We start from the raw sequence: 14,241 nt of genomic DNA on the forward strand, positions 1-14,241 counted from the left end.
TAACCATGTTTCGTATGTATGTGCAAATATACGGTAGTGACTTATGTAAAACAAGAAAACGCGACTCACAGCACTTTCCATAAACGACTAAAATTTGGGTTATCAAAGGTAAAAATAAGGCACGTAACTTTCACTACGTGCCTTATCCCTATCTAATTACTACGTTTCAGCTTGTTACAGCATACTCCGTATATTTTATCGTCTGAATTACTCAGCAGCTTCAACTGGCGCTTCTACTTCTTTGCTGTTTTCCACCAACAAAGCAATGGTTTTGCGCAGTGAAATTTCTTCTTTCAGGTTAGCGAACGAGCCGTTACCTTCCAGAATGCTACGGATTTCTTCAACTGAACGTTTGTAAGCTTCAGCCATGTTTTTCAGTTCTTCATCAATTTCCGCTTCGGAAACTTCGATGTTTTCTGCTTTAGCCACTTGCTCCAGCACGAGGTTGTTACGTACGCGCTTCTCAGCATCAGCTTTCATTTGCTCTTCCAGGTCTTCCTTGCTTTGACCAGAGAATCCAAGGAACATTTCAAGGTTCATACCTTGGCTACGCAAACGGTTGTCGAAATCGCGAACCATGTTTTGCACTTCGCTCTTCACCATTGCTTCAGGAATGTCGATTGTTGCATTCTCAGCAACTTTCTCCACTACAGCACCCTCGCGGGCTGCTTTAGCTTCGTTTTCCTTACGATCCAACAATTGCTTTTTCAAGTCTTCCTTGAATTCAGCCAGTGTGTCAAATTCGCTTACATCTTTAGCAAATTCATCGTCCAGTTCAGGAAGAACTTTGCGTTTCAGTTCGTGAACTTTCACTTTGAATACCGCTTGTTTGCCAGCGAGGTCAGCAGAATGGTAGTTCTCAGGGAACGTTACTTCAACGTCCTTGGAATCGCCAGTGTGCAAACCAACCACTTGCTCTTCAAAACCAGGGATGAATGTGTTAGATCCCAGTTCCAAAGAATACTTCTCAGCTTGTCCACCTTCGAATGGTACACCGTCCACGGAACCGTCGAAGTCAATAATAGCTGTATCACCGGATTGAGCAGCATCTTCATCAACGACAACCAGTTCAGCATGACGTTGTTGCAGGCGCTCCAGTTCTTGAGCCAGTTCTTCGTCGCTTACTTCGAGTTTGCTTACAGGCACTTCTACGCCTTTGTAATCGCCCAAAGTCACTTCAGGTTTAACAGTAACCTTTGCTTTGAATTTGAAAGATTCGCCTTTAGCAAATTGATCAATTTCAACGTCAGGGCTGTCAACCGGGAAGATGTCCGTTTGCTCTACAGCTTGGCTGTAAGCTTCTGGCAACAGGATGTCAATTGCATCCTGGTACAGACTTTCAATACCATAGCGTTTTTCAAAGATAGGACGTGGTACTTTACCTTTACGGAATCCAGGTACACTTACTTGTTTTGCCACTTTATTAAAAGCTTTGTCGAGTGCAGCGGCTACACGATCCGCGTCAACCTCAACTTCAAGAACCCCAAGGTTCTTCTCTATTTTCTCCCAAGTTGCTTTCATTTTATGCTTTCCCCTCCAACAAAATCTTCACTTAGTTTTCATTACAATCAACGCACACAAAATAACCACTATAGTATATCTAACATTACTGTCTTTTTCAAGAGCAGCCCTTTGAATGCTTCACAGGTAAACGTTTCCGGTCATTAAGGAGTGTGCATTCCCGCCGCTACGAATAGTCGCATCGACCGATACGCCTGCTCAAAACGAAAGCGCAACGCATCTGTAATGCCATATATAGCACGGGTTTCTTCCTCATTATTATTACCGTTCAAACTTTCCGAAACGGTCTGATGGAGTGCTGCAGCCCAAATATCCGGCATTCCGTCCTCTTCCACCAACATGGATCTATAATCATTCGTACCGTATACTGCCATCACAAACTGTGACCACAACTCCTGTGCAAAATAGAATAGTGTAGGCTCGTGCACCTCAGTCTGATCAGCCACCCGTTCCAAAATACGCATAATCGACTCTGGAAAATCACCAGGCTGTAACGGAACCGTTTCAATGTCGATTTCCGCTTGTTCATCACCCCGTCTGATTTCTATCGTCCCTTCCATTCCGCGTCGTCGCATTGTCTGTAGAACACGGAATTGAAGTAAAGGATGGATTTCCCGGTCCATAATCCAGCGAAGCAAGGCATCGTCGATTTCTGGCAGTTCCAAATAGGACAACTGCTCCAACGCTAAAATCGTCTGTTCGGATAAGGGTTCATCCATAGCCATCCGCAACAGCTTGTTGCCGTAGCCCGCATCCTGCTCCTGCTTAAAGCGTGCATGACGGCGAGCTAACTCTACTTCACTGACCTCTTCTTCCACAGCGTCCGTTATCGCCCCGCTGTCAGCGTACTGTGGAAATGCAGCTTCCAGCCATTGTAATAGAGCGTTCCATTCATCGTATTGCTTCTGCTCCTGTCCCTGACACTGCATTAAAAAACGCAGCATCGCCATCGCCTCTCCGTAACGTTCGTTTTCAAGCATCACAGTAAGTTGGATTTGATAATAGTCCAGTGTCTTCGGAAACAATACAATATTATTTTCTTTTGTCGTCACCTTGGAGTCCTTTATTCAAGGCACCCCCTCTCCTTCACAAGCTCAAGTATTTGTAGATTATATGAGAAACAGTAGCCGAAGTCCAACCACTCGTCTTACACATATTCACCTGTATTCTAACATACCCTTTTATAAGGCAAAAAAAACTACGTCTACTCAGAATTTATGCTGTATAAAGCCTAAATAAGCGATATATGCAAAATAAGACTTGAATTTCTTTTATCCATATGATATATTAATATTCGCTTGAATTTTATGTCCCAGTAGCTCAGCTGGATAGAGCAACGGCCTTCTAAGCCGTCGGTCGGGGGTTCGAATCCCTCCTGGGACGTCATAACAAGAAGCTTCCATAATGGAGGCTTTTTTTGTTCTCATGAAATAACTCACAGGGGAACGTCGGCCCATCGGCATCGTTAGCCTATACTTCGCAGTCAACCATAGGGAGAGTATCTCTCTTGATAAATTACATCAAAAAAAGCTTCCGCAAGGGAGCTTTTTTTGATGATAAATAATGTAGAAAGAATAGTCTGCCACGCTACTTTAGGCGCTGGTTTCAAGTCACTACTCTTTCAATAAAACGCAGATATTGCTATCATCTATCATGTTACACCATTTTGAAGTAAAGGAGGTTGGCTGACTCCCTTGACTACGAATAAACTCCAAAAGTCGCGGGAAATTCATCGTTTTGTTGCCACTTTGCTTTCTATATTAGGTACTGGATTGGGTATGTTTTATCTCGCCATTCCTTCCTATATGATTGGAGGAGCGGCTCTGATCATCACACAGGGAATTCTGATCTATTTTACATTATTTTCTCTCGGATACCTGCTTATTATTTCGGGACCGCTGGCCATTATTCTCCACATTTTAGGCATTATTTTTACAATACGATCTTTTCAAATTACAAGCAATGTGGGTAGCGCGCCGACAAGTGCATCGTTGCCTTCCAAATGGCGCATGTTGCTCAGTCTCACTGTGGGAGCTACACTTCTACTTCTTGCAGTCACAATGAAATACGTAGATATTATAGAACCTTTTACACAAACAGGTGAAAATAAACGCAACGTAGCCGCAGAATCAGAGCAATATCTGGAGCAGAAATACGGAGAGGACTTTCAAATTCAAAATATTAGCTATCATAGTATTCCCTTCACTGAATATACCATGGAGGCGATCTCTAATCGTCATCCTTCCGTCCTCTTTAACATGACCAAGCGTCCTTATGAGGATGTCCCATTTAGAGAAAAATATCTTAACGCCCTTTGGGAGAGCCAACTGGACATGAAGCTCAAACCTGTTATACAGAAGCTATACAATGATGCAGCCGCTGTTCATTCTGGGGTGCAAGAAGGGGAAACAGATAAAATGATCAAAGAATACGACGATTTTAAACTGAATCCCGAAGCGGTCGGCGATCAATATATTCGTATAATTGTATTCGAGGATCTAACTGACTCAGGATTGTCATTGGAAAAAGAACGGGTATTACAAACTGCAAAAGTTCTCAAAACAGTGTTGGCCGGAAATAAAGCCTCATTAGACATCGAATACTTCCCTTCGGCTATGAATACCAACCGAAACCTTAAGGCAATAGAACTAAACGATTATATGTTTGGTCAGGACCATTTTGATGAAAAGACCTATGAAGTCAAGATAGAAGACATTTATAAGCTTATGTCAACAAAGGATATACAAATCACATCGCTTGACCGCGTGAAGTAGCAAGGAGATTAATCAAATGAAATTAATATCTTGGAATGTAAATGGCTTAAGAGCCTGTGTGACCAAAGGGTTTTATACTTATTTAAAAGAAACGAATGCCGATATTTTTTGCGTACAGGAAACGAAGCTTCAAGAAGGGCAGATCCTCATGGAAAACATGGAGGAATACACACAATACTGGAATTATGCTGAGAAAAAAGGATATTCCGGCACGGCTATTTTCACCAAAATCAAGCCGCTCTCTGTGCATTATGGACTTGAAGAAAATGAAGAACCGGAGGGCCGAACCATCACTTTGGAATTCGAAAAATTTTATCTCGTCAATGTGTACACACCAAATACCAAACGGGACTTATCCCGACTGCCCTACAGACTGGAATGGGAAGACCGTTTTCGCAGCTACCTGCAACAACTGGATGCTTTGAAGCCTGTCATCGTGTGTGGAGACTTGAACGTAGCTCATCAGGAGATCGATCTCAAAAACGCCAAAGCTAACTACGGAAATGCCGGTTTTACGCCTGAGGAACGGGAACGCATGTCACAGCTGCTAGACGCCGGATTTATAGATACCTTCAGAACCTTTTATCCTGACCGGACGGATGTTTATTCCTGGTGGTCCTACATGCCAAAGGTGAGAGAAAGGAATATTGGCTGGCGGATCGATTACTTCCTCGTCTCGGAGAGACTTCGTTCGCTATTGATGGATGCGAACATTGATTGTCATATTACAGGCAGTGACCACTGTCCTGTGATATTGGAGTTGCAAGATATTTCAGCATAAGTCCCCTGCCCTGACACAAGGATTTATGAAACTTTAAAAAGCGGTCATGCTCTGTTATTGCAGCATGACCGCTTTAATGAATGGAGCTATGTCCCCAAATATACCTCGATACGGGAAATCAACCGCTCTCTCACATCTTGTGCCTCTTTATGATCTAATATAGCCTGTCTTATCGTCTTCTTTTCGCCACTAGCGTAATGCAGTACATACTGGGTCACTATGCATTCCGGTGGATAAGTATCCTTGCGATCCGTATTAAAATAAGTCACCTGACAGCTTCCGAGAAAACAGAAAGATAGCTCACCTGTAGCTGTGAACAGCCAGCCTGGCAGCTTGGGCTCCAGCTTCAAGGATAGGCCCCTATGATCATAGCCAAACGGCTGCCCGCCCGTCATCATCCATATCCACATATGAATAAATTCTGCCGTAGATCCGCTCAGCCTCGCGATATATCCCGTTCCATGCAAACTTGCATCAGGATTAGCACTGCTAGCAATAAAGGAGCTGTTCGGTTGGCCGGAAAAAACTCCATGATAGCTCCATTCTTATCCTCCACACCAAAGCTCGCAATTCCTTGTCCACGATTAACATAATACGCCCACAGAGGAATTCCCTGAACACCAGCAATACCGGGTAGAAAACTGGAAAAGGGCTTGGCCTGCGCAAAATTCTCAATCACAAAACGTCCTTGATCGTCAAAATAATACTGCTGCATCGTGCACCCCTTTTCTATTTAAAACCCGTTATTCGCCATCACTTGCTTGAACCACAGCGCACTTTGTTTGGGTGTCCGTTCCTGCGTGTCGTAATTGATGTGTATAATCCCAAAACGTTTGCTGTATCCCCAGGCCCATTCGAAGTTATCGAGGAATGACCATACAAAATAGCCCTTAAGCTGACCTCCCTCCCCAATAAAGCGATGGCATGCCTTTAAATGTTCCTCAATGTAATGCTGACGCCCAATGTCTTCAATCTTTCCATTCACCAGTTCGTCCTTCATCGCTGCTCCGTTTTCTGTAATCAGGATGGGTAATCCTCTGGTAAAATCCTTCTCAATCCGTGTCAGCAGCTTATAAAAGGATTCAGGGTGAATCTCCCATCCCATATCCGTTACCGGTTCTTCTATGGAAATCTGCTCGACCTGAAGCAACGAAGCGTCTGTAGTCGCTCGAATGATACTGCGGGCGTAGTAGTTGATGCCCAAAAAATCCCCTGGCTGCTGAATCAGCTCCATATCACCAGGCTGTACAAAATCCAATCCGTTCAAGTGCTCCCCGTACCATTCCACCATATCCTCAGGGTATTTCCCGTTAAACAATGGCTCGGCAAACCAACGATTAATAAAGCCATCCCGCCGGACAGCAGCGGCTACATCCTCGGAGTGTTCAGAGGCTGCATCGACATGCTCCATGTTCAGCGTAATACCGATATTGCCCGTCAGGCCCTTTTCCTTGTGTAAGTTCATGGCTATCCCGTGACACATCAGAATATGATGAGCGGCAGCAAGAGCTTCCCTCCAGTTCTCATGGCCGGGGGCATGCTCGCCTGTGCCATAGCCCAAAATAGAGGCGCAGTAGGGCTCATTTATCGTATTCCACCAGCTTATACGCTGTCCAAATCGATCCATGATTACAGAGGCATACGTTTTAAAATGTTGGATAGTCTCTCGCTGCGTCCAGCCACCCTCGTCCTCAATCCATTGCGGCAGATCCCAATGATACAGCGTCAGCATTGGAATTAGCCCAGCCGACTCAATCTCATCCAGCAGACGCTCATAGAAGAGTAGCCCCTGTTCGTTAACCACGCCAGGTGCGGGAATAATGCGCGGCCAGGCCACGGAAAAACGGTAGTGTAAAAAGCCAAGTTGCTTCATTAATTGCACGTCTTCCTTAAAGCGGTGAAAATGGTCACAAGCCACATCTCCGCAGTCCCCTCCGATCACCTTCCCGGGTACTTGACAGAAAGTATCCCAAATAGAAGGCGTTCTTCCTTCCTCATCCACGCCACCTTCAATTTGATAAGAAGAGGTCGAAGTTCCCCACATAAACGTGGTGGGGAATGTATAGGTATTCTCATTCATACTTGGTATCATCCTTTCAGGAATCAAGACTTCACAGCTCCGGCTATCTTAGAATAAATGCACTTACCTTTACGAAAGCGGTTTAGTTAATTACAGCTACTATTATGTATCGGATAGCCTGTATTTGTAAATAGAGATTTGTAAATTATCAAATAAAATACAAATCACCGTTATTACTCCTTAAAATATTAGGAACCATCCTTTATTAGCACGGTTGACTCACTTCTATGAGGTAGCATAGAATACGAGTAATCATTAATTTTGAAAAACAAAGTCAATTTAACTAAATCAGTTTAGTTGCGGAGGATTCCATGAATATAAAAACAATAGCTAGTATGGCAGGCGTTTCAGTAGCAACGGTTTCGAAAATCATTAACAATTACACAGACATCAGTGAGGAAACCCGGCAGCGGGTACTTAAAATCATGGAGGAAACAGGCTATAGACCCTCCTCCTCGGCTAAAACGCTTGCTACCAAAAAATCTAATCTGGTAGGCGTTATATTCGCTGGTAAGCTGAATGTTGATTTTAGTCATCCTTTTTTTGTAGATATCATTAATGTCTTCAAAAAACAGATTGGCTTGCTTGGTTACGACCTATTGTTTTTTTCAAATGAGAAATTTCTGGATAATGGAGAGGACTATTTGGCTCGCTCGAAATATTTTTCAGTGGACGGGTGCATTATTATTGCTGGAGATGAAGTGGAGAAGAGTGTTTTTGATCTCGATGCCAGCCCTATCCCCTGTATCGGTGTCGATATTGAACTAACCGGAGCCAGTTCTTGCTACATTATGTCCGACAATCAGAAGATTTCAATGAAGGTTGTTGAGCACTTTTACATGAATGGATACCGCGACATGGGGTTTATAGGCATTGAACGCCCCTCCTTGGTTATTAAAGAGAGAGAGGAGGCCTTTATTGCTTCACTAAAACGGTTTAGTCTTGATGTTAGACCTGAATGGGTCGTGTATGGTAAGGACTACGCGGCAGAAGATGGATACCAGGTCGCGAAAGCGTGGATACAGCAAGGAAATTTACCAAAAGCTATTTTTGCGGCGACCGACCTGCTTGCCTTTGGTGCCATACGTGCTTTCAAGGAAAGCGGCTTGAGGGTACCCGAGGATATTGCTGTAGTGGGATGTGATGATATAGAAGCCTGTCGTTATACCGAACCTCCACTGACGACTGTAAAACAAGACAAGCAAAAAATAGGCCGTCTAGCTGCTATGGTGCTGTTTGACCTGATGAATAAACAAATGGATACCAAATGTATTAAAGTCGAGCCGGAACTGGTCATTCGTAGTTCCTGCGGAGCCGGCCAACATTGGAACCATACGAAGGTCAAAGGTTAGCTCATGCCTTAAAAAAGATGACTCCTGATAAATTCAGAAGTCATCTTTTTGCAGTTTAATATTCAGAGACCCAGCGCTTAATCATTTACTTGTAGGCCATCATCGCATTCACAGCCTTTTTCCAGCCTTCATACAAGCCTGCACGTCTTGATTCATCCATATTCGGGGCAAAAGAGGTTTCCACCCTCACCCGCTTACGAAGTTCATCCGTACTCTTCCAATATCCAATAGCCAAACCTGCCAGACATGCAGCCCCCAGTGCCGTCGTCTCATGGATCACTGGCCGCTCCACCGTTGCATCTAAAATATCGCTCTGGAATTGCATCAGAAAATTGTTCAATACAGCTCCTCCATCCACCCGCAGCGTCTTCACCGCAATACCTGAATCGATCTCCATGGCTGTAAGCACATCTTTGGTCTGATAAGCGAGTGACTCCAATGTGGCGCGGATAAAATGCTCCTTCGTGGTCCCTCGTGTTAGGCCGAACATCGCTCCGCGCACCTCGCTATCCCAGTAGGGGCTCCCCAGTCCGACAAAAGCGGGGACAAGATACACTCCTTCCGTAGACGAAACACGAGCGGCATAAGGCTCACTGTCCTTCGCTTCACGGAACATACGCAGCCCGTCTCGCAGCCACTGGATCGCCGACCCCGCTACAAACACACTCCCCTCGAGTGCGTATTGCACTTTGCCTTCCTCCAGTCCCCAAGCGATGGTCGTAATCAGGCCGTGTTTAGATTCAACAGGCTGATCCCCCGTATTCATTAGCATAAAGCAGCCTGTGCCGTAAGTATTTTTGATCATCCCTTTTTCGTAACATGCCTGACCGAACAAGGCTGCTTGCTGGTCACCTGCTGCACCGGCGATCGGTACATTCTGACCGAAGAAATGATAATCCACGGTGTGCGCATATACCTCAGAAGAAGGTCTTACCTCAGGCAGCATGATTTTCGGAACACCCAGAATGTCCAGCAGCTCTTCGTCCCACTTTAGCTCATAAATGTTGTACATGAGCGTCCTGGCTGCATTCGAGTAGTCCGTCACATGTGCCTTTCCGCCGGATAGTTTCCAGATCAGCCACGAGTCAATCGTACCGAATAACAGGTCACCTCGTTCCGCCTTTTCCCGCGCGCCCTCTACATGGTCCAGTATCCACTTTACTTTAGTGCCTGAAAAATACGGGTCGATCAGCAGCCCTGTTTTGCTGTGAAACAGTTCCTCGTGCCCTTGTCGCTTCAATTCTTCACAGATGTCCGAGGTTTGGCGTGATTGCCATACGAGTACATTATATACGGGCACTCCTGTATTTTTGTCCCACACAGCCACCGATTCTCGCTGATTGGTAATGCCGATGGCAGCCACTTGATTTGCTTTTACACCGGATTCGGAAAGACAGGAGGCAATGACTCCGAGAATAGAGCTCCAGATTTCATTCGCATTCTGCTCTACCCAGCCGGGATGAGGAAAATATTGCGGAAATTCTCGCTGAGCCGAGTACACTACATCTCCCTCGCTATTGAACAAAATCGCTCTTGAGCTTGTCGTTCCCTGATCTAGTGACAAAATATATTTTCCCATTGTTCATCTCTCCCCGTGTAAATCCATCGTTTTTACGCTGTAAGTTTGTGATCCGTTTTATGATTTTTATAAGTACGACTCATACGGAAGGTAATCAAGAGTACAATCACGATGATCCCTAGTAAAATCCAGAAAGCCGGAGTCACACTCCCCTTAAAAACAGCCTGATAAAACAGCCCTGCGAAAGATCCACCCAACAGAGGCCCTACAATGGGCACCCAGGCATATTTCCAGTTGGATGCTCCCTTACCGGGAATCGGTAGTAAATAATGCATCAGACGCGGCCCAAAATCCCTCGCTGGATTGATGGCATAGCCCGTTGTGCCTCCAAGGGATAAACCGATACTGACAACTAAAAAACCAACAATCAGCGGTTTCAGGCCGTCTGTAAATGAATTGGCGCCAAACGACAGTAAAGCAAGAACAAAGATGAAAGTACCTATCATTTCACTAAGCACGTTGGCAAACGGATGATCAATAGCTGGTCCTGTCGCGAATACACTGAGTTTGGCTGCTGTGTCCTCCGTCTCTTTCCAGTGGGGCCAATAATGCAAAACGACGATGATCGCACCCGCCATGGCCCCAAGAAGCTGAGCCACAATATAGCCGGATACATCTTGCCATGGAAAACTACCCTGAAATGCCAACGCGAGTGTAACTGCCGGATTCAAATGCGCTCCGCTGATTTGACCCACTGCATACACCGCAATAGCTACCGCAAGCCCCCAACCCATTCCGACCACAATCCAGCCGGAAGCGTGGGCAAATGACTTTTTCAGGGACACCCCTGCGCACACTCCGCCACCTAGGGCAATAAGAATCATTGTCCCTATGAATTCGGCTGCGTATGGCGACATACAACCTACCTCCTCAATAGATCACCCGATTTTGATCGCTTTCATCGCACAAAAAAAAGAAAAGCCATCACAAATCAACCCTGTGCTGTACCATGGGATGTCTGCGTGGCTCTCTTGTCTCCGTCACGATTATTAACTTAAATTTGATACTATATAAGCATGTAAGCGATGTCAACTGCGGATTTACGTCATTTCATAGCTTAAAATAATCGTTGACCATGTTAGATCCCCCGATTTATGATGTAAAAAAATGGGCACAAGTAAGGATTTCAGGATGAATACGACACTCCCAAACTCGATGAAGAAGGGAAGAATGTTATGCTGAAATTTCTGCAAAAAATCGGCAAGTCGTTAATGCTTCCAGTAGCTACTCTACCCGCCGCAGGGATTTTGCAAGGATTAGCTCTGATTAATTATGAAACGGATATACCGTTTGGTCCCGTAGTTGGCGGATTTCTGAATCATTATGTCACTCCTTTTCTGAACGAGGGGGCGGGGGCTATCTTCGGTAACCTTGCGCTCATTTTCTCCATTGGTGTTGCCATTGGTCTGGCAGGCGACGCAGTAGCCGCATTATCGGCAGTCATTGCCTATATGGTGTTGACCCGTATTTTGGCGGCAGTGCCGGGTATATTTGCATATATTCCAGACGACGTCAAGCTGGACATGGGCGTATTGGGTGGTATTTTTATCGGTGGATGGTCTGCTTTTCTGTTTAAAAAATATCATAATATTCAGCTCCCGGATTGGCTTGGCTTCTTCTCAGGCAAACGTTTTGTCCCCATGATTACCGCCTTCACGACCATGATTCTGGCCATTCTGCTCGGAATGATCTGGAGTCCGGTACAAGATGGGATTGCAGCCTTCGGCAACTGGATTGTCGGGTTTGGCGGAATCGGATCAATGGTATTCATGATTGCCAATCGGCTGCTGATCCCGCTCGGTTTGCATCATGTACTAAACTCAATCGCGTGGTTTCAGATTGGTAACTATACGAATGCAGCTGGCGAAGTTGTTCATGGTGACCTGACCCGTTTCTTTGCAGGCGATAAATCAGCTGGTCTATTCATGTCCGGTTTCTTCCCTATTATGATGTTTGCTCTCCCGGCAGCCGCTCTCGCATTCATCCATACGGCTAAACCGGAAAAACGTAAAGCCGTCGCTTCCATTTTCATCGGTTCTGCGCTGGCATCGTTCCTGACCGGAATTACCGAGCCCCTCGAATTTTCGTTTATGTTCATTGCACCATTGCTTTACGGCGTTCATGCTCTGCTGACAGGCCTGAGCGGCCTGGTCGTATACCTATTGGATGTCAAACTGGGCTTTTCCTTTTCAGCAGGACTCATTGACTATTTGGTCAATATGAAACTCTCCACTCACCCATTGCGAATGATCCCGGTCGGGCTTGTCTTCGCCCTCATCTATTACTTTCTGTTCCGATTTATCATTCTCAAATTCAACCTAAAAACTCCTGGGCGTGAAGATGATGGAGAAGACAGTCTCCTGTCTGAGGCTAACGAATCTGTACCCAATAAAAAAGCAAACGCTACATCCGACACTCCGTCCAGTCAGGCAGGCAGGGTACTAACCTATCTCGGCGGTTCGGACAATATCCTAAGCATTGATGCCTGCATCACACGGCTGCGTCTTGTCGTCAAAGACGACAAAGCAGTTAACGATCAAGCTCTCAGGCAGCTCGGAGCGTCGGGAATCATCAGGCTTGGTAACGGTACCCTGCAGGTTATTTTCGGGACTCGGTCCGAAATTCTGAAAGATGAAATACTGCGGTTGATGTCATGAGCTGAATCCCTAACTTAAGTACGTGCGTTCTTCATATAACAGACGCACGTGCTTTTTTTTATGGATAAACGTTTCAAATTTTTTGTTTTTGGTTAAGGCAATGCACATAAATGGGTAACAGCTTCATATGATGGAGCTAAACCATTTACAACTTGTTTAGCAGGCAGATTATCTCAGACAGCAAGGAGGGAAATGATGTGAAGACAGTACAATGGTTGGTATTATGTCTTGCTTTTCTCACTATGTTCAGTGCTTGTAGTGGACCCTCGTTCTCTGAAAGTCAATCATCTGAAACTAATTTGTCAAATGGAAAAAAGATAACGCTTACATTATGGTATTGGAACCGTTCCATTGATGATGAACTACTCGCCCAAGCGGAAAAACACTTTCCCAACATTGAATTAAAAACTCAAAAAATAGGTGGTGACTTCAAAGCTAAACTGAAGACAACGCTCGCAGCTCGTTCTGGTGAACCAGACATCGTAGCTCTGAACGACTGGATGGTGGAGCTATTTCCAAGTGCGGATCGTTTTTATGATTTAAGGGAGCTCGGAGCAGACCGCCTAAAAGATCAATATTTGGAATGGAAATGGAATCAGGGGATCACTCCTGATGGTAAAATGATTGCATTTCCCATGGATACTGGGCCTACTGCCCTCTTCTATCGAAGCGATCTATTTAAGCAAGCAGGCTTGCCTAGTGATCCTGAAAAGGTTAGTGCCTCGATCCGCATATGGGATGATTACATGGCAGCCGGAGAACAACTTCAGCAGAAATTCGGAAGCCGTTCGTTTTTGGCTGATAATATTGTAAACGTTTACAATCAAGTGCTCGCTCAGCATACAAACCTCTACTTCAAGCCGGATGGCAGCTATATTGGCAATCAATCTCCTGACATCCGTCTGGGCTGGAAAACCGCTGTCGATTTCCACAAGAAGCATCTGCTCGCCAATGCGGATGGCTGGACTCCCGAATGGAACGCTTCGGTCAATAACGGCAAAATTGCCTCTTTTGTAGGGGCTGTTTGGATGAAGCAAGTTCTCACAGAGGCCGCGCCGGATACAGCTGGCAAATGGAGAGTCGCCCGTGCTCCTGGAGGAGACGGCAACCTGGGTGGTTCGTTCATTTCTATCCTCAAATCCAGCAAACATCCCAAAGAAGCCTTTGAAGTCCTGACCTGGCTGCAAAACCCGGAACACCAGTTGGAAGCCTACCACAAAATCGGTCTGTTCCCGTCCACTCCCGGCGTCTATAACGATCCTATCATGGGGACACCCGAGCCTTTCTTTGGGGGTCAGGCCACCGGACTCATCTTCGCCGCCTCCGCACGTCATGTGAAAAGCAGCTATTTCGGCGAGCGCTACCCTGTCATCCACGGCATTGTGACCCGTCGCCTTGCTAATGTTGCCAAGCAGGATGCTAATCCTGATGCATTATGGACGGAAACCATGGAACGAATCGAACGGGAATTACAGCGATAAAAAAACAAAATTCAAA

The 14,241-nt window shown here is 45.5% G+C and carries 12 protein-coding genes and 1 tRNA gene; 6 read left to right on the forward strand and 7 right to left on the reverse strand.

What is annotated here, in order from left to right; genetic code table 11:
- Window positions 1-207 precede the first annotated feature (207 nt).
- Window positions 208-1,521: a trigger factor gene (gene tig / locus ACYCS5_RS08385; protein WP_028541569.1), complete on the reverse strand. Its 1,314-nt coding sequence runs from the start codon at window positions 1,519-1,521 to the stop codon at window positions 208-210.
- Window positions 1,522-1,664: 143 nt separating this feature from the next.
- Window positions 1,665-2,573, reverse strand: a complete 909-nt coding sequence (locus ACYCS5_RS08390) for a hypothetical protein (protein WP_318628059.1) — start codon at window positions 2,571-2,573, stop codon at window positions 1,665-1,667.
- Window positions 2,574-2,830: 257 nt separating this feature from the next.
- Here ACYCS5_RS08390 and ACYCS5_RS08395 point away from each other — a divergent pair.
- From ACYCS5_RS08395 to ACYCS5_RS08405, 3 genes are all read left to right on the forward strand, one after another.
- Window positions 2,831-2,904, forward strand: a tRNA-Arg gene (locus ACYCS5_RS08395).
- Between the two features lie 311 nt (window positions 2,905-3,215).
- On the forward strand, window positions 3,216-4,295 hold the full coding sequence (locus ACYCS5_RS08400; RefSeq protein WP_069011259.1) for a hypothetical protein: 1,080 nt from the start codon (window positions 3,216-3,218) through the stop codon (window positions 4,293-4,295).
- 16 nt (window positions 4,296-4,311) lie between these two features.
- Window positions 4,312-5,076 (forward strand): exodeoxyribonuclease III, encoded by a 765-nt coding sequence (locus ACYCS5_RS08405; RefSeq protein ID WP_029518401.1) that lies wholly within the window; start codon window positions 4,312-4,314, stop codon window positions 5,074-5,076.
- An 86-nt stretch (window positions 5,077-5,162) separates the two neighbouring features.
- Here the strand turns inward: ACYCS5_RS08405 and ACYCS5_RS08410 are convergent, their stop codons facing one another.
- Genes ACYCS5_RS08410 through ACYCS5_RS08420 form a run of 3 tightly spaced genes read right to left on the reverse strand, consistent with a single transcriptional unit; the run spans window position 5,163 to window position 7,156 of the window.
- Complete coding sequence (locus ACYCS5_RS08410) at window positions 5,163-5,486, reverse strand: hypothetical protein (RefSeq protein ID WP_230585102.1); 324 nt, start codon at window positions 5,484-5,486, stop codon at window positions 5,163-5,165.
- A 26-nt stretch (window positions 5,487-5,512) separates the two neighbouring features.
- Window positions 5,513-5,791, reverse strand: coding sequence for a hypothetical protein (locus tag ACYCS5_RS08415; protein ID WP_029518399.1), 279 nt, complete (start codon window positions 5,789-5,791; stop codon window positions 5,513-5,515).
- 18 nt (window positions 5,792-5,809) lie between these two features.
- Window positions 5,810-7,156 (reverse strand): GH1 family beta-glucosidase, encoded by a 1,347-nt coding sequence (locus ACYCS5_RS08420; protein ID WP_165148781.1) that lies wholly within the window; start codon window positions 7,154-7,156, stop codon window positions 5,810-5,812.
- A 311-nt stretch (window positions 7,157-7,467) separates the two neighbouring features.
- On the opposite strand from ACYCS5_RS08420, the gene ACYCS5_RS08425 reads away from it, so the two are divergent.
- The gene (locus ACYCS5_RS08425; RefSeq protein WP_029518397.1) at window positions 7,468-8,508 is read left to right on the forward strand and encodes a LacI family DNA-binding transcriptional regulator; all 1,041 of its coding nucleotides are present in this window, start codon (window positions 7,468-7,470) and stop codon (window positions 8,506-8,508) included.
- 85 nt (window positions 8,509-8,593) lie between these two features.
- On the opposite strand, the gene glpK is transcribed toward ACYCS5_RS08425, so the two are convergent.
- The gene (gene glpK / locus ACYCS5_RS08430; RefSeq protein WP_342425159.1) at window positions 8,594-10,087 is read right to left on the reverse strand and encodes a glycerol kinase GlpK; all 1,494 of its coding nucleotides are present in this window, start codon (window positions 10,085-10,087) and stop codon (window positions 8,594-8,596) included.
- A 32-nt stretch (window positions 10,088-10,119) separates the two neighbouring features.
- On the reverse strand, window positions 10,120-10,944 hold the full coding sequence (locus ACYCS5_RS08435) for an MIP/aquaporin family protein (protein WP_069011256.1): 825 nt from the start codon (window positions 10,942-10,944) through the stop codon (window positions 10,120-10,122).
- A 318-nt stretch (window positions 10,945-11,262) separates the two neighbouring features.
- Between ACYCS5_RS08435 and ACYCS5_RS08440 the strand changes: the two genes are divergently transcribed.
- Window positions 11,263-12,744 carry a PTS transporter subunit EIIC gene (locus ACYCS5_RS08440; protein ID WP_029518394.1) on the forward strand — a complete coding sequence of 494 codons (1,482 nt, stop codon included), beginning with the start codon at window positions 11,263-11,265 and terminating at the stop codon, window positions 12,742-12,744.
- Between the two features lie 197 nt (window positions 12,745-12,941).
- Window positions 12,942-14,225 carry an ABC transporter substrate-binding protein gene (locus tag ACYCS5_RS08445; RefSeq protein ID WP_459760924.1) on the forward strand — a complete coding sequence of 428 codons (1,284 nt, stop codon included), beginning with the start codon at window positions 12,942-12,944 and terminating at the stop codon, window positions 14,223-14,225.
- Window positions 14,226-14,241 lie beyond the last annotated feature (16 nt).

The sequence above is a fragment of the Paenibacillus sp. SEL3 genome (assembly GCF_054602585.1).

Excerpts from the sequence above, each read along its gene's own strand:
- glpK (WP_342425159.1), bottom strand. The coding sequence starts at position 10,087 with ATGGGAAAATATATTTTGTCACTAGATCAGGGAACGACAAGCTCAAGA.
- ACYCS5_RS08415 (WP_029518399.1), bottom strand. The coding sequence starts at position 5,791 with ATGCAGCAGTATTATTTTGACGATCAAGGACGTTTTGTGATTGAGAAT.
- ACYCS5_RS08440 (WP_029518394.1), top strand. The coding sequence starts at position 11,263 with ATGCTGAAATTTCTGCAAAAAATCGGCAAGTCGTTAATGCTTCCAGTA.
- ACYCS5_RS08405 (WP_029518401.1), top strand. The coding sequence starts at position 4,312 with ATGAAATTAATATCTTGGAATGTAAATGGCTTAAGAGCCTGTGTGACC.
- ACYCS5_RS08425 (WP_029518397.1), top strand. The coding sequence starts at position 7,468 with ATGAATATAAAAACAATAGCTAGTATGGCAGGCGTTTCAGTAGCAACG.
- ACYCS5_RS08410 (WP_230585102.1), bottom strand. The coding sequence starts at position 5,486 with ATGTGGATATGGATGATGACGGGCGGGCAGCCGTTTGGCTATGATCAT.
- tig (WP_028541569.1), bottom strand. The coding sequence starts at position 1,521 with ATGAAAGCAACTTGGGAGAAAATAGAGAAGAACCTTGGGGTTCTTGAA.
- ACYCS5_RS08435 (WP_069011256.1), bottom strand. The coding sequence starts at position 10,944 with ATGTCGCCATACGCAGCCGAATTCATAGGGACAATGATTCTTATTGCC.
- ACYCS5_RS08420 (WP_165148781.1), bottom strand. The coding sequence starts at position 7,156 with ATGAATGAGAATACCTATACATTCCCCACCACGTTTATGTGGGGAACT.